At 71.3% G+C, this 14,254-nt stretch carries 13 protein-coding genes, 1 tRNA gene and 2 pseudogenes; 7 read left to right on the forward strand and 9 right to left on the reverse strand.

Going from position 1 to position 14,254, the window contains the following annotated elements; genetic code table 11:
• Window positions 1–232 precede the first annotated feature (232 nt).
• Entirely contained in the window at window positions 233–721 is a 489-nt protein-coding gene (locus tag H297_RS0121415; RefSeq protein ID WP_027738728.1) for a hypothetical protein, read from the reverse strand.
• A gap of 144 nt (window positions 722–865) precedes the next feature.
• Window positions 866–2,002 (reverse strand): sn-glycerol-3-phosphate ABC transporter ATP-binding protein UgpC, encoded by a 1,137-nt coding sequence (locus H297_RS0121420; RefSeq protein WP_027738729.1) that lies wholly within the window; start codon window positions 2,000–2,002, stop codon window positions 866–868.
• A gap of 170 nt (window positions 2,003–2,172) precedes the next feature.
• Here H297_RS0121420 and H297_RS0121425 point away from each other — a divergent pair.
• A tRNA-Thr gene (locus tag H297_RS0121425) sits at window positions 2,173–2,246 on the forward strand.
• Between the two features lie 95 nt (window positions 2,247–2,341).
• On the opposite strand, the pseudogene H297_RS37665 reads toward H297_RS0121425, so the two are convergent.
• The 3 genes and pseudogenes from H297_RS37665 to H297_RS0121440 form a co-directional block, all read right to left on the reverse strand.
• Window positions 2,342–2,866 (reverse strand): annotated as a pseudogene (locus tag H297_RS37665) (site-specific integrase); the annotation flags it as partial.
• Window positions 2,867–2,922: 56 nt separating this feature from the next.
• Window positions 2,923–3,126, reverse strand: coding sequence for a hypothetical protein (locus H297_RS0121435; RefSeq protein WP_027738730.1), 204 nt, complete (start codon window positions 3,124–3,126; stop codon window positions 2,923–2,925).
• A 185-nt stretch (window positions 3,127–3,311) separates the two neighbouring features.
• Window positions 3,312–3,512: a hypothetical protein gene (locus H297_RS0121440; RefSeq protein WP_027738731.1), complete on the reverse strand. Its 201-nt coding sequence runs from the start codon at window positions 3,510–3,512 to the stop codon at window positions 3,312–3,314.
• A gap of 514 nt (window positions 3,513–4,026) precedes the next feature.
• Here H297_RS0121440 and H297_RS0121445 point away from each other — a divergent pair.
• The 3 genes and pseudogenes from H297_RS0121445 to H297_RS37670 all read left to right on the forward strand — a co-directional run.
• Window positions 4,027–4,353, forward strand: a complete 327-nt coding sequence (locus H297_RS0121445) for a hypothetical protein (protein WP_158693713.1) — start codon at window positions 4,027–4,029, stop codon at window positions 4,351–4,353.
• A gap of 124 nt (window positions 4,354–4,477) precedes the next feature.
• Entirely contained in the window at window positions 4,478–5,140 is a 663-nt protein-coding gene (locus H297_RS0121450; RefSeq protein ID WP_027738733.1) for a pentapeptide repeat-containing protein, read from the forward strand.
• 226 nt (window positions 5,141–5,366) lie between these two features.
• Window positions 5,367–6,659 (forward strand): annotated as a pseudogene (locus H297_RS37670) (glycoside hydrolase family 27 protein); the annotation flags it as partial.
• Window positions 6,660–6,743: 84 nt separating this feature from the next.
• Here the strand turns inward: H297_RS37670 and H297_RS0121460 are convergent.
• Window positions 6,744–7,247: a hypothetical protein gene (locus tag H297_RS0121460; protein WP_027738734.1), complete on the reverse strand. Its 504-nt coding sequence runs from the start codon at window positions 7,245–7,247 to the stop codon at window positions 6,744–6,746.
• A 128-nt stretch (window positions 7,248–7,375) separates the two neighbouring features.
• Window positions 7,376–7,951: a TerD family protein gene (locus H297_RS0121465; protein WP_027738735.1), complete on the reverse strand. Its 576-nt coding sequence runs from the start codon at window positions 7,949–7,951 to the stop codon at window positions 7,376–7,378.
• A gap of 270 nt (window positions 7,952–8,221) precedes the next feature.
• Between H297_RS0121465 and arfB the strand changes: the two genes are divergently transcribed.
• Window positions 8,222–8,653, forward strand: coding sequence for an alternative ribosome rescue aminoacyl-tRNA hydrolase ArfB (arfB, locus tag H297_RS0121470; protein WP_027738736.1), 432 nt, complete (start codon window positions 8,222–8,224; stop codon window positions 8,651–8,653).
• A gap of 759 nt (window positions 8,654–9,412) precedes the next feature.
• Here arfB and H297_RS0121480 read toward each other — a convergent pair.
• Entirely contained in the window at window positions 9,413–9,886 is a 474-nt protein-coding gene (locus tag H297_RS0121480) for a flavin reductase family protein (RefSeq protein WP_027738737.1), read from the reverse strand.
• Between the two features lie 443 nt (window positions 9,887–10,329).
• On the opposite strand from H297_RS0121480, the gene cdgB reads away from it, so the two are divergent.
• On the forward strand, window positions 10,330–12,048 hold the full coding sequence (gene cdgB / locus H297_RS0121485) for a diguanylate cyclase CdgB (protein ID WP_027738738.1): 1,719 nt from the start codon (window positions 10,330–10,332) through the stop codon (window positions 12,046–12,048).
• Between the two features lie 93 nt (window positions 12,049–12,141).
• Window positions 12,142–13,161, forward strand: coding sequence for a hypothetical protein (locus H297_RS0121490; protein ID WP_027738739.1), 1,020 nt, complete (start codon window positions 12,142–12,144; stop codon window positions 13,159–13,161).
• Between the two features lie 59 nt (window positions 13,162–13,220).
• Here H297_RS0121490 and H297_RS0121495 read toward each other — a convergent pair whose 3' ends face one another.
• Window positions 13,221–14,177: a 1-phosphofructokinase gene (locus H297_RS0121495; protein WP_027738740.1), complete on the reverse strand. Its 957-nt coding sequence runs from the start codon at window positions 14,175–14,177 to the stop codon at window positions 13,221–13,223.
• Window positions 14,178–14,254 lie beyond the last annotated feature (77 nt).

The raw sequence follows: 14,254 nt of genomic DNA on the forward strand, positions 1-14,254 counted from the left end.
CCTGGACCGGAGCCCGATGATCCATGGACCGGAGCCGATCTGTGGACCGGAGCCCGATGATCCATGGACCGGAGCCGATCTGTGGACCGGAGCCGATTCCTGGACCGGAGCCGGGAGTCCGGCTTCGTCCGAAGCCCGGAGCGTGCCGTGTTCCGGGACGTTCCGATGCGTTCCGCATCATTCCAGGGTGTTCGGAGGCATTCCGGGGCGTTTTCGCGTTCCGGTGCCGCCGTCAGCTCATCTGCGCGACGCCGTACGCGAAGGACGTGTCACAGACCGGGCGGGAGAACCGCTGGGCGCCCTGGGGTCCGTACTTGTGGACGGCGGCCTTGCCGAGCGCCCGAGCGAGGGAGGAGCAGTGGCGGGCCAGCGACGGCTTCCGGTTGACGGCGCGCTGAAGGCTGTTGAGCGCCACCCCCGGGTCCTTCTCCTGGAGTTCGGCGACGAGACGGTGCCGGAGCACGTCCTGTGGGGCGCGTGCGTTCGAGGCGGTGCCCGGGGAGGTGGGCGTCGAGGCGTCCGCCGACGAGGCGTCCGGGGACGCTCCGTCCGAGGCGCTGTCCGACGACGCGGCGTCGTGTGCGGAGGAGGCGAGGACCTGCGAGTCCGCGGGCGCAGTGGCCCACGGGACACGGGTGACGGCGAGCGTCCCGGACAGAACGAGCACGACCGGGAGTACGAGGGCGAGGGATCGGCCGATACGGCGGGCTGCGTGGTTCACGCCCGCGATGGTAGCGAGCGGTAGTGATTTGGCGACATTGTGTCACCGCTTCGAGGGACCTGATGCTGGAGTGTTCGAGAAAAGGCCGCCGGGGCGGGCGTGCCTCTGCGCACCCGCCCCGGCGGCCGAATCCGCGCTCGGGCCTCAGTCGCTGAGGCGCTCGCCGGAGGAGGTGGCGAAGACGTGGGACTCGCCACCGCGCGGTACCACGTGGATGGTGGTGCCCTTCTCCGGGACGCTGCGGCCGGACACGCGGACCACCAGGTCGCGCTCCTCGCCGCCGACCTGGGCGGTGCCGTAGACGTACCCGTCGGCACCGAGCTCCTCGACCACGTTCACCGTGACCGGGACACCCGCGGCCTCGCCCTTGGTCAGCTTCTTGCCCTCGCCCTCGCCGGAGCCCTCCCCGTCGACAAGGTCGAAGTGCTCGGGCCGGACACCGACCGTGACCGTCTTGTCCCCCTTGTCGGCGGCGGCCTTCACGGCGTCGCGCTCCACCGGCACCACGCTGTTGCCGAACTTCACGCCGCCGTCGGTGATCGGGACCTCCACCAGGTTCATGGCCGGGGAGCCGATGAAGCCCGCGACGAAGAGGTTGGCGGGGCGGTCGTACATGTTGCGCGGGCTGTCGACCTGCTGGAGTAGCCCGTCCTTGAGGACGGCCACCCGGTCGCCCATGGTCATGGCCTCGACCTGGTCGTGCGTGACGTACACGGTGGTGATGCCGAGCCGGCGCTGGAGCCCCGCGATCTGCGTACGGGTCTGCACACGGAGCTTCGCGTCCAGGTTCGAGAGCGGCTCGTCCATCAGGAAGACCTGCGGCTCACGGACGATGGCCCGCCCCATGGCGACCCGCTGCCGCTGACCGCCCGAGAGCGCCTTCGGCTTGCGGTCCAGGTACTGCGTGAGGTCGAGGATCTTCGCCGCGTCCTCCACCTTCTTGCGGATGTCGGCCTTCGGGACGCCCGCGATCTTCAGGGCGAAGCCCATGTTGTCGGCCACGGACATGTGCGGGTACAGCGCGTAGTTCTGGAAGACCATCGCGATGTCCCGGTCCTTCGGCGGAAGGTGGGTCACGTCCCGGTCACCGATGCGTATGTTGCCCTCGTTGACGTCCTCCAGCCCTGCGAGCATCCGCAGCGACGTGGACTTACCGCAGCCGGAGGGGCCGACGAGGACGAGGAACTCGCCGTCCTCGATCTCGATGTCGAGCTTGTCGACGGCGGGGTTCTCCGCTCCGGGGTACACCCGGGTTGCCTTGTCATAGGTGACCGTGGCCATGTTCTCTTCTCCTTCACCGGCAGGTACGTGCCGGACGATCCGTCGTAAAGGGGGAGGTGTAGTCCACTGCGTGGACCTGGCCTGGACGCTAGCCTGTGATCCTCCGTTTGTCAGTAGTCCGACCAGCCCGAACCCGCGCCGGGTACACTGCACGAGCAACACCGCACCCCGCCGCCTTAGCTCAGTTGGTTAGAGCATCTGTCTTGTAAACAGAAGGTCGTCGGTTCGAATCCGACAGGCGGCTCCGCAGCTCAGAGGCCCCGCATCATGATCGATGCGGGGCCTCTTTCGTGCCGTACAGCAGCGGAGGACAGCAACCGGGGTGATCGTTACGGACCGCTACGAGCCTCCCGCGGACTCCTCGGCGACGTCCGGCGGCTCTTGGCCGAAGCCGCGGGAGAGACGTTGCAGCGCCTCGCGGATCTCTTCGTCGCTGGCCTCCGAGTACACGTCGAAGGTCATCGTGAACTTGGAGTGCCGCAAGATCCGCTGCGCCACCTTGGGGTGCACCTTCATGGCGACGGGGAGCGAACCCGTGGTGTGCCGGGTGTTCCGGAGCGGGATCGCGCGGACGTGGGCCTGGCGGACGCGGACGGCGAAGGCCCGGGTGAGGTTGCCGGGTTCGATCGGTGTCCCGTAGCGGGTGGTGACGATCAGCCTGTGTACGTCCTGCCAGAGTTCTCCGGCCGCTCTCCGGTCCTCCTGTTGCTGCTGACGGCGCTGGCGGAGCGCTGCGAGGCAGGGTTCCGGCAGGGGGAGGAAATCCTCCGAGTCCTCTGTCTTCGTCTCCCGGTGCAGGACCTCACGGCCCGCGCGCTGTGGCTGATGGTCGAGGTAGAGCTCTTCGGCGTCGAAGTCGGTGGATATGTCGGGGCCGGGCCACCGTGGCAGCCCGGCAGTCAGGGGTTACGGCGACGCCGTCAGTGCCGCTCCTCGTACCGCCTCATCAGCCGGTCCCCGCCCCACCAGCCTGCGGTGGCTGCTCCCGCTGCGGCGGGCCAGGACACCAGGTCCGGAGCGCCCGAGAGGGACAGCGCCGCGCCCGCGAGGGCGAGGGCCGTGAAGGCGGTGCCGAAGCGGAGTGCGAGGCGGAGTTGCTCGCGGAGGAAGTCGTTGCCGTTCATGTCGGCCTCCCCAGGAATCCCGACCGGCGAACCGGCGGCCCTTCTGAAGGAAAGCATTCGCACGATTTCTGCCGCTCCTCTTTGCATTCCGTGTGCGGGACCGGAGTGTTCGGCTTTGACGGTGCGGTGATGTCGGCGCAACCGTTTCCGTGGGTGACGGAGCGGAAATGCGGAGCAGGTGAAGGTCAGATGGCGAGCGAGTACGTGAGGCACTTCAGCGGGTGCATCGGGGGCCGCCGGCTGTCGCCGCCGACGCCCGGCTCTCCGGCGTCGGCCTCCCCCTCGGACTTCTTCTGGAGGAAGGTCAGGAGTTGGGTGGTGGCTGCGGTGAGGGCGCCGAGGCCGCCGAAGAACGTGCCCAGGGATTCGAGGAGTTGGAGGTACATCGCGCTCGCCTTCCCGCACGGGCCGGGCGCGCACTTCTACGGTTCATACGGACGAAGAATTGTTCCCGGTGGCGGAGAAGGTGAAGGAACCGGCCTTTCCCGCAGTTTCTCGCCACACGCCGCAGGTCCTGTGCCACACGCTTTTACCGGCGGCCCAGTTGCTCATGAGAATCAGCACGGTTTACCTCCCCTCCGTCTTCGTAGAAGAAATGAGTGCCCTTACTTTAGCCGTACTGCGGCAGATCGGTAAAGAACCCGGGCGGTGAGGCGTCGTCATTCGGCCACACCTCCTGGCCACACCTCCTGGCCACACGCGTCCCTTTGCGTCGGGCGGCCCGTCTCGTCTCGTTCAGCCGCGGGGAGGGGCGGGACGTGCCGTGAACTTTAGGTGCGGCAGCCGCATCACACCGGGGGACGGGCTGGTGCGGCCGGAGCGAGGTGGGCGGGCGTGGGACGCGCGGCGCACGGGGTGACGGCCGGCCGGTGAACGGCAGAGACGAGGCAGGTGAGAGCAGTGGGTGAGGGTGACGAGAGTGGGCCGCGCAAGGGAGGAATCCGGCGCGGCGACGGTGACGGTGCCGTGGGCGAAGGGCGTCGGCGGCGCGGTGCGGGGCGGCGGTCCGGTGTGCAGCCGGCCGATGTGCTCGGTGCCTTCGGCCTCGTCGTCGGCGCCGTGCTGGGGGTCGGTCCGTGGCGTACGTACCTCGCTCAGAGCGCTGCGGGGGAGGCGCCCGGGGAAGGGGGCGACGGTGACGCGGTGAGTGGGGCCCGGATGCGGGCGCTGGTCAAGCCGAGAGAGGTCTTCAGGCCGGACGTTGCGGCGGCGGCCGACCCGGCGTGAGGAGACCTCGCCGGCCGGCAACCGTCCAGTCGCCGATCAGCGTTGTCCTGCCCGGGGCAGGCGGCACCGTTGTCCCGCCCGGGCGCGCGGGGCCGTTGTCAGTGGTCGGGGGCAGCATGGGGGCATGGCGACATCAGCGGTACGCGCGGCACGGCGCCCCGAGGTCTCCCTGTCCGAGCTGCGCCCCTTCGAGGGGCGCGGGCTGGAGCCGGACGGGGACTACGACGGGGTGCGGTTCGAGGGGCTCGACCTGAGCGGTACGGACGGTGGCGGGGCGACGCTGCTGGACGTGGGCATGTACCGCTGCGCGCTGGACGAGGCGCGCCTGGGCAGGCTGCGCGTGATCGACTCGGTGCTGGAGGGGGTCTGGGGCGTCGGTACGGACCTGGCGGGCGCCGGATGGCGTGACGTGGAGCTGCGGGACGCGCGGCTGGGCGGTGTCCAGTTGCACGGGGCGCGGTGGGACCGGGTGCTGGTGCGGGGCGGCAAGATCGACTACCTGAACCTCCGTCAGGCTGCCCTCAGAGACGTGACGTTCCAGGAGTGTGTGCTCAGCGAGCCGGACTTCTCCGGCGCCTCGCTCGAACGGGTCGAGTTCCGGGACTGCGTGCTGCGGCGGGCCGAGTTCCACCAGGCGCGGCTCAAGGACGTGGATCTGCGCGGGGCGACGGAGCTGGATGTGGCCGCGGGGGTGGGCGACCTGGCGGGTGCGGTCATCTCGCCGGGCCAACTGATGGATTTGGCACCGGCGTTCGCGGCTCAGCTCGGCGTACGGGTGGAGGGCTGAGTGGAGGGCTGAACTGTCCGCCGTCGAGCGGGCCGCGCGGCGAACGGCACCGGTGCCGGCGCAAAGGAACACACGGAAACAAACATTTGTCGTGAGGGTTCCAACAGAGGTGAACACGGTCCTACGGTGAGGCTGTCATGAGGGCTGCCCCGCCGACCATGACGCGGGGCAGCCCGGCGAACGACCGGGAGGACGGAACATGCGCCCCACCGTATTGAGCCGTGTCGTGCACCGAAGAGATGACAGCAGGTCGGACGACGGCGGTCGCGTCACCGGCAGACGGGTCGCCAGCGCGATCGGCGTCGCCCTGCTCTGCGGGGCCGGGTTGGCCGGCCCCGCCTCGGCCGCGGGCCCGACCCCGGGCAGCGGCCCCGCGGCCGTACCGGATCCCGTCCCGGCGGCGGGTGAGGCGGCCCCGGCCGCGCCGCCCGGTGAGGGACTGGCCAAGACCCCGCCGATGGGCTTCAACAACTGGAACGCCACGCACTGCGAGGCCGACTTCGACGAAAAGATGGTCAAGGAGACCGCGGACATCTTCGTCGAGAAGGGCCTCAAGGACGCGGGCTACGAGTACATCAACCTCGACGACTGCTGGGCCGAGCCGGAGCGGGACGCGGACGGCAAGCTCGTCCCGGACAAGGAGCGTTTCCCCGACGGCATCGAGGCGGTCGCCGACTACGTGCACGCCAAGGGGCTGAAGCTGGGCGTCTACACCAGTGCGGGCACCCACACGTGCAGCACGGAGCCGGGTATGCCGGGCGCGCTCGGCCACGAGGAGAGCGACGCGCGCCAGTTCGCCGACTGGGGCGTGGACTACCTCAAGTACGACAACTGCAACAACGAGGGCGTCCCGGCCGAGGAGCGGTACCAGGCGATGCGGGACGCGCTCGACAAGACCGGCCGCGACATCGTCTACAGCATCTGCGAGTGGGGCGAGAACGAGCCGTGGCAGTGGGCCGGGGACCTGGGGCACCTGTGGCGTACCACGGGTGACATCTCCGACAACTGGGACAGCATGCTCGGGATCATGAAGGAGAACCTGCCGCTGGCGCAGTACGCGGGCCCCGGCGGCTGGAACGACCCGGACATGCTGGAGGTCGGCAACGGCGGGATGACCGACATCGAGTACCGCACCCACTTCTCGATGTGGTCCGTCATGGCGGCACCGCTGCTGATCGGCTCCGACCTGCGCAAGGACGACGGTGCCGCGTTGGAGATCCTCTCCAACAAGGAGGTCGTCGCCGTCGACCAGGACCCGCTCGGCAAGCAGGGTGAGGTGGTCTCGCAACAGGACGGCCGCTGGGTGGTGGCCAAGGAGATGTCCGACGGGAGCCGCGCCGTCGCTCTCTTCAACGAGAGCGACACGGAGCAGACCGTTTCCACCGAGGCAGGCGGGGTCGGGCTGCCGCAGGCCGACTCCTACGAGGTCCGCGACCTGTGGAAGCACACGGACAGCACCTCGGACGGTGACCTGTCGGCCAAGGTGCCGGCCCACGGCACGGTGCTGCTCCGCGTCTCACCCGCCGACTGAGGCCGCGGCAGAGGGGGTTGGGCGCAGCCGTGGCGGAGCGGTCGACGCGGCGGCTGCGGCTCCTTCGTACCGTCATGGCATGCGGGGAAAGCGTGCCGTCAGTGCCCAGACGGCCGGGTTGTCCGCCAGGCCCCCGTGCAGGTCGGTGAGGTCCGCGACCAGGTCGTGCAGGAAGTCGCGGGCCTCACGGCGCAGTGCGGAGTGGGAGAAGGTCAGCGGTTGCCGTTCGCTCTCCGCCGACCAGTCGGCGGTGACGTCCACCCAGCCGAAGCGCCGGGTGAAGCGCAGCAGATCACTGGACTCGGTGAAGTCCAGTGCGGCGCGGTGCGGCCCGGGGGAGCGGCTTCCCGCGGGGTCGCGGTCCAGCTCCTCCACGACGTCGCACAGTGCCCACGCGAAGTCGAGCACCGGAACCCATCCCCAGGCTGTGGACAGCTCGCGGTCCGTTCCGGTGTCCGCGAGGTAGACGTCACCGCAGAACAGATCGTGCCGCAGGGCGCGGACGTCGGCCTCGCGGTAGTCCGTCTGGGGCGGGTCGGGGAAGCGGCGGGAGAGGGCGTAACCGATGTCGAGCACGCCGCGATGGTGTCACGCCGTGGCGGCACGGCCGCGGGGCGGCGCTCCTGGAGCCAGGAGCGCCGCCCTGTGCAGGTGTTGCCCGCCGGTTGCCGGGCCTGGGCCGCCGCGGCGGTCGGTCCCGGGTCTCAGACGTTGACGCCGAAGTCCTGGGCGATGCCCACCAGGCCCGAGGCGTAGCCCTGGCCGACGGCGCGGAACTTCCACTCGGCGCCGTTGCGGTACAGCTCGCCGAAGACCATCGCGGTCTCCGTGGCGGCGTCCTCGCTCAGGTCGTAGCGGGCGATCTCGTTGCCGTCCGCCTGGTTGACGATGCGGATGAAGGCGTTCCGCACCTGGCCGAAGTTCTGGCTGCGGGTCTCCGCGTCGTAGATCGAGACCGGGAAGACGATCTTGTCGACCTCCGCGGGCAGGGTCGCCAGATTGACGTTGATCTGCTCGTCGTCGCCCTCGCCCTCGCCGGTGACGTTGTCGCCGGTGTGGACGATCGCCTGGTCCGGGGTGGCCTTGTTGTTGAAGAAGACGAAGTGCTGGTCGGAGTAGACCTTGCCCTCCGGGTTCACCGCGATGGCGCTCGCGTCCAGGTCGAAGTCCGTACCGGTGGTGGTGCGCACGTCCCAGCCGAGGCCGACCGTGACGGCGCTCAGGCCCGGTGCCTCCTTGGTGAGCGAGACGTTGCCGCCCTTGGACAGGCTTACAGCCATGGGGGTGCCCTTCTGTCGTGTTGGCTCGGTGGTGACTCCCGGAGGAGATCACCGTCGACGTCGACCGGGACCTCACCGGGGTCCGCGGTCCACGTCTCACTCCTCACAACGCACTCGGCCCGACGACGGGTTCCAGCTTTCTTTGCTTTCTTTGCCCGCGGTCCCGGCACGCCGGGGGCGGCGGCGTTTTGGCCCGGCCGGCGCGGGCGGCGGGCGCGGCCCGTACGAAATGCGGGTGACGTGTGCGCGTCGAAGACGGACCATGGAGGCATGTCCGGTCCCTATTACATCCGCGGCTCGGTCCCGCTGCCCGAGGCCGAGCTGACGTGGCGCTTCATGCGTTCCTCGGGCCCGGGCGGGCAGCACGTGAACACCAGCGACAGCCAGGTCGAGCTCCGGTTCGACCTCGCGCGTACCCGGTCGCTCCCCGAGGTGTGGCGGAGCCGCGCGCTGGAGCGGCTGGCCGGGCGCCTCGTCGACGGCGGCGTGCTGGTCGTACGGGCGAGCGAGCACCGGTCCCAGTGGCGGAACCGGGAGACGGCCGCCGTGCGGATGGCCTCCCTGCTGGCGGAGGCGACGGCCCCGCCCCCGCCGCCGCGCCGCAAGAAGAAGATGCCCCGCGGCATCAACGAGCGCCGCCTGCGGCAGAAGAAGCAGCGCAGCGAGGTCAAGCGCGGTCGCTCCGGCCGCACTTGGGACTGACCCCACCCAACGGCGAGCCGTACGCCGCCCCGAGCGGCGGGCCCGGTGCCGCTCTGGGGGCAGTTCGGGGTCCGTAGCGGGCGGTGGGCCCGGTGCCGCTCTGGGTGGCCTGGTGGTGCGCCGGGTGGCGAGCCTGATGCGCTTTCCGGGTGGTGGGCCCGGTGCCGGGGCGGTGGGACCGGTGGCGTGCCGAGCGGTGGGCCCCGGTGCGGGGCGGCGGGGCCGGTGGTGCGCCGGGTGGTGGGCCCAGTGCCGCTCTGGGCGGGTAGCCCGGTGGCGTGCCGGGGGCGAGTCCGTGCTGGTTTGGGCGGTGGGCCTGGTGCCGCTCTGGGTGGCCTGGTGGTGCGCCGGGTGGCGAGCCTGATGCGCTTTCCGGGCGGTGGGCCCGGTGCCGGGGCGGTGGGACCGGTGGTGCCCCGGTGGTGGGCCCCGGTGCGGGGCGGCGGGGCTGGTGGTGGGCCCGGTGCCGTCCTGGGCGGGTAGCCCGGGGGTGAGTTCCGTGCTGGTTTGGGCGGTGGGCCTGGTGCCGCTCTGGGTGGCCTGGTGGTGCGCCGGGTGGCGAGCCTGATGCGTTTCCCGGGTGGTGGGCCCGGTGCCGGGGCGGTGGGACCGGTGGTGCCCCGGTGGTGGGCCCCGGTGGTGCCCTGGGTGGTGGGACCGGTGGTGCTCCGGCGGGGCAGTTCCGGGTGCGTAGTGGGTGGTGAGGTCGGTGAGGGGCTGGGCGGGGTGGGCAGCCGCGGAGCGTGGCGGACGGTGGGGTCAGCGCAGTGAGCGGTAGCGGCCGCTGTAGTAGAGCAGGGGGCCGTTCTCCCCGTGGGTGAGCCGGGTGGCCAGGACGCGCCCTATCACCAGTGTGTGATCGCCCGCGGTCACACACTGCTCGGTGCGGCACTCGACGGCGGCCAGGGCGCCGTCGACCAGGGGAGCGCCGCTCGTGGTGCCCCGGGTGTGCGGGAGCTCCTGGAAGAGGAGCCGGTCGCTGAGCCGCGCCTTCATGGCGAAACGACCGGCGGTACTGGTCTGGGCGTCGGTCAGCAGGGAGACCGCCCAGTGGTCCTGGCGGGAGAGCAGCTCGTCCATCCGGGAGCCCTCCCGGAGGCTGATCAGCACCAGCGGCGGTTCGAGGGAGACGGACAGGAACGCGGTGGCGGTCATGCCGACGTCCTCACCGCGCGCCCCTTCCTCCGGGTCGTGCGCGGTGACCAGCACCACTCCTGCCGCCAGCCGGGCCATCGCCGCGCGGAACTCCTCGTCACTCACCCCTTCAGCATGAGGGACGGGGTGCGGCTGGGGCACCTGGGCTGCTTGTTGCTGCACTGCGTGGGACACGCCGACTACGCTAACCAGCCGTTTCGCGGACCGCATCGGGCCTGGGGACCAGGTGGGACCTAGGTCTGCCGGTGTGGGCGGCCGAGAGGCGGGGGAACCCGTCGCCACCGGGATGCCGAGCCGCCCGGTTGTTGCCTCGGGCATACGTTGTGCAGTCAACCAACCGCAGATTGTTGTGACTTGAGTCACAGAGGGCAGTAATTGTTGACCCTGTGTACCGGGTGAACAGCTCGCTGTGATTCAGTGGCCGTGGCATCCGATGCACGCCCGGATTCGAGAGTTCGCGAGGCCCGGAAACGACGGCAAGAGCACCTGGAGTTGACGTACAACGGCTCAGGGGGAGGGCTATGGAAACCGAGTCGGAGCCCTATGTCCGCCTTGCCAGCCTGCGTCGCCTGCACCATGTCGTGGCGCAGCTCAACACCGCTCGCAGCCTTGCGGACACGCTCCAGACCGTCGCCGACGGGATCGTCGAGGGGATCGGCTACGAGATCGCCGCGGTGAACCTGGTCCGCGCCGAGGGAGACCTCGTCGTCGCCGCCGTGGCCGGCAGTCAGGCAGCCGAGGCGATGATGGCGGGCCGCGTCGGCCCCCGGGCCTCCTGGGAGCGCCGGCTGGCGATGGGCGAGCAGTGGGGGGCGCTCCGGTTCATCCCGTACACCGAGGGCTGGGTGCTGGACGACGACGTGCCGGAGTGGCACGCCCCCTCGCCCGTGCGGGAGGCGCCCGACGCCTGGCACCCCATGGACCGGCTCTTCGCGCCGCTGCACGCCCCCGACGGCGAGCTGCTGGGCGTGCTGTCCGTCGACAGGCCGCGCAACGGCCGACGCCCGGGGGCCTGGGGGTGCGAGGCGCTCCAGATGTACGCCTCGCAGGCCGCCATCGCGATCAGCAACGCCCGGTTGCGCTCGAACATGCAGCGGGCCCTGGTGCGGCTGGAGCGCGAACAGCAGGCGCTGCGCGCGAGCGAGGAGAGCTTCCGGCAGGCGTTCGAGTACGCGCCCAGCGGGATGGCCGTCGCCGAGATGGGCGGGGACCAGCACGGGCGGCTGCTGCGTATCAACGACGCGCTCTGCCGGCTGCTGGGCCGTCCGGCGGCCGCGATGCGCCGGTACTCCTTCTCCGACCTCGTCCACCCCGAGGACGTCGGCACCCTGCTGCGTACCTTCGCCGAGGGCGGCCGGGCCGAGCTGCGGCTGGCGCGGCGTGACGGCTCGTACGTGTGGGTCTCGCTGCGCAACTCGGTGGTCGCCGACGCCGCGGACGGGCCGCGCTACCTGCTCACGCACGTCGAGGACATCGAGGAGCGCAAGCGGCACGAACTGCAGCTCGCGCACCGCGCCAGCCACGACTCCCTGACCGGGCTGCCCAACAGCGCGGAGCTGCGGGCCCGGCTCAGCAGCCGACTCTGCTCGCTGCCCGACCGCCCGGCCGGCCCGGCTTCCCCGTTCGACCCGGTGGCTGCTTTTTCGGAGGTCCCGGAGGTCTCGGGAGACCCGGGAGACCCGGGCTACTCGGACGGTGGCGACGCCTTCTGGGACCTGGCGGGGCTGGACGGTCAGATATCCGGGGCCGGGGCGGGCGTCGGCGCGGGGGCGGCGGCCCCCGGTCCTCCGGCGGACCCTCACCATGTGCACACGGTGCCGCCCGAGGGCGACGGGTCCGGGGAGAAGGGGCTCGCCGTCCTCTTCTGCGATCTGGACGGCTTCAAGTCCATCAACGACCGCCACGGTCACCACTGCGGTGACGCGGTGCTCATCGAGGTGGCCCGGCGCCTGACGGGCGGGGTGCGGGACGACGACACGGTCGCCCGGCTGGGCGGGGACGAGTTCGTCGTCCTCGCCGACGGGCTGGGACCCTCCGAGGCGCAGGATCTCGCCGTCCGGCTGCGCAACGCGATCATCCCCCCGATCCAGGTGGACGGGCGCTCGGTACGGGTGGGCGCCAGCTTCGGTATCGGCTGGGCAGGCTGCGGAATGACCGCCGACGAGGTCCTGCACTCCGCTGACCAGCGGATGTACGTGGAGAAGCGGTCTCGCTCCAAGGGCCAGCGGCGGGCGGGCTAGCACACACCGGGGCAAGAGGCCACGACCGTGCCGAACGGTTCGCCCAGGAGAGGTAGGCTCGCCCGGATACCTGACGCAGTAGGGAGTGAGGGGATGACTGCCGAGAACCACGGCACGGGTGCCGCGTCGGAAGGGGGAGACGAGGACCCGTTCGCCTATCTGTACCGGCAGGAGGGCGGCACACAGCAGCCCCCCGCCGGCGGCCAGCAGCCCGGCGTCCCCCGCCGCTCCTTCAACCAGGTCCGCACGGTCGGTGAACGGCAGTACGGCTACGGCTATCCCCAGCAGCAGCGCTCGGGCTACGGCTACCCGCAGCAGGGGGCCGGCCAGCAGCAGTCCGGGTACGGCTATCCGCCGCAGCAGCAGTCGCCGCCACCGCCCGGCCACCAGCCCAGCCCGCACTATGCGGCGCCCGAGACGATGCCCGGCGGCCGGGCCGCGACGCGGCAGCAGGGCGGACCGGGGCCCGGCGGCAACGGCCGCGGCGGGCGCAACCGCACCGGCCTGCTGGTGGGGGCGATAGCCGTGGTCGCCGCCGTGGTGATCGGTATCGGCGCCGCGATCGTCTTCAACAAGGACGACTCCGACAAACCGCAGGACAAGGAGCCCACCTCCCAGCCGGACGATCACAAGCAGGAGAGCGGCGGCGACCAGGACGACGAGCAGGACGAGAAGCCCGCACCGAAGGCGCTGCCCAAGGAGGACGCCGCGAGCCTCACGCTGGGCGGCTCCGCAGGGGTCGCCAAGGACGTGCCCGGCGCCCAGGGCCGCGGCGGCAGTTACGTGGGCGGGCTGAACCAGCCGGGCGCCTCGGTGACATGGGATCTCAAGGACCTGCCCGCCGCCGGCAAGTACACCCTCCACGTGCGGTACGGCGTGCCCGGTAAGGACTCGGACGCCACCGTCACCGTCAACGGCAAGCCCGAGACCCGTCCGGTGCGGATGAAGAACTTCGCCCACGCCAAGAAAGGCGACTGGGAGCACGGCTGGACGAGCACCTGGTCGAACATCCAGCTGAAGAAGGGCCAGAACTCCGTGAAGATCTCCTGCGAGGAGGGCAACAAGTGCGATGCCAACCTCGACCAGGTCTGGCTGGAGAAGGGCTGGAAGTAGCGCCGACCCGCTGTCGAGGGGGCCGGACGATCCGGCCGGCCCCCTCGTGCGCCGTACGGCTACGGCGTCTCGGCGGGCCGCACCCGGACCGAGGGCAGCATCTGCCGGTAGGTCGGCTCGTCGAACTCGCCCGCCACGGGGGAGCGCACCGTCGCGGCGGACAGGGCGACCGCCCGGGCCAGCCGGTCCGGCCAGGGCAGGCCCTCGGCCAGCCCGGACAGCAGTCCGGCGACCGCCGAGTCGCCCGCTCCCGTGGGGTTGCCGGCCAGCCGTTCGGGTACGGCGGCGCTCCAGGCGCCGTCCTGGGTGACCAGCAGGATCCCGTCCGCGCCCAGTGAGGCGGCCACCGCGCGGGCTCCGCGCCGCTGGGCCGCGCGGGCCGCGCGCAGCGGTTCGGCGGTGCCGGTGATCCCGGCCAGCTCCTCCGCGTTGGGTTTGACGAGGTCGGGCCGGGCCGCGAGCCCGCGGCGCAGCGGTTCCCCGCTGGTGTCGAGCAGCGCGGGGATCTGCGCGCTACGGGCTTCGCGTACCAACGTCGCGTACGCGCCGACGGGGACGCCCGGCGGCAGGCTGCCGCACAGGGCGACCGCCTGGGGACCGGCGGCCAGCAGGTCCCGGTAGGCGTCGAGGAAGGTCTCCCACTCCTCGGGCGTGAGGTGCGGGCCGGGCTCGTTGAGCTGGGTGGTGTCCCCCGTCGTCTCGTCGACGAGGCCGAGGGTGCGCCGGGTGCTGCCCGCCACGGGGACCAGCGCGTCGGTGACCGGGGCACCTCCGCCGCTGCCCGCGGACGCGGCGTCCGCTGCCAGCAGGGCGCGCAGGGCGCGGCCCGTCTCGCCGCCGACGAAGCCCGTGACGGTCGTCTCGAAGCCGAGCGCCGCGAGCACCCGTGCGACGTTCAGGCCCTTGCCGCCGGGTCGCTCGCTCACCTCCCGTACCCGGTGCGAGGTGTGCGGGACCAGGTGGGGGACCCGGTAGGTGAGGTCGAGGGCGGCATTGAGTGTGACGGTCAGGATCATCCGCGCGTACCACCCTCACCCGTCGGACAACGGCTCATGACACCCAACCCACGACGACACGACTCCGCGAGCGGCTC

This window comes from Streptomyces sp. CNT360 (genome assembly GCF_000424785.1).

What these genes read in the sequence shown, in the direction of transcription:
- H297_RS0121465 (WP_027738735.1), bottom strand. Translation starts at nt 7,951, where the DNA reads ATGGCTGTAAGCCTGTCCAAGGGCGGCAACGTCTCGCTCACCAAGGAG.
- arfB (WP_027738736.1), top strand. Translation starts at nt 8,222, where the DNA reads ATGTCCGGTCCCTATTACATCCGCGGCTCGGTCCCGCTGCCCGAGGCC.
- H297_RS0121480 (WP_027738737.1), bottom strand. Translation starts at nt 9,886, where the DNA reads ATGGCCCGGCTGGCGGCAGGAGTGGTGCTGGTCACCGCGCACGACCCG.
- cdgB (WP_027738738.1), top strand. Translation starts at nt 10,330, where the DNA reads ATGGAAACCGAGTCGGAGCCCTATGTCCGCCTTGCCAGCCTGCGTCGC.
- H297_RS0121435 (WP_027738730.1), bottom strand. Translation starts at nt 3,126, where the DNA reads ATGAACGGCAACGACTTCCTCCGCGAGCAACTCCGCCTCGCACTCCGC.
- H297_RS0121420 (WP_027738729.1), bottom strand. Translation starts at nt 2,002, where the DNA reads ATGGCCACGGTCACCTATGACAAGGCAACCCGGGTGTACCCCGGAGCG.
- H297_RS0121495 (WP_027738740.1), bottom strand. Translation starts at nt 14,177, where the DNA reads ATGATCCTGACCGTCACACTCAATGCCGCCCTCGACCTCACCTACCGG.
- H297_RS0121450 (WP_027738733.1), top strand. Translation starts at nt 4,478, where the DNA reads ATGGCGACATCAGCGGTACGCGCGGCACGGCGCCCCGAGGTCTCCCTG.
- H297_RS0121440 (WP_027738731.1), bottom strand. Translation starts at nt 3,512, where the DNA reads ATGTACCTCCAACTCCTCGAATCCCTGGGCACGTTCTTCGGCGGCCTC.
- H297_RS0121490 (WP_027738739.1), top strand. Translation starts at nt 12,142, where the DNA reads ATGACTGCCGAGAACCACGGCACGGGTGCCGCGTCGGAAGGGGGAGAC.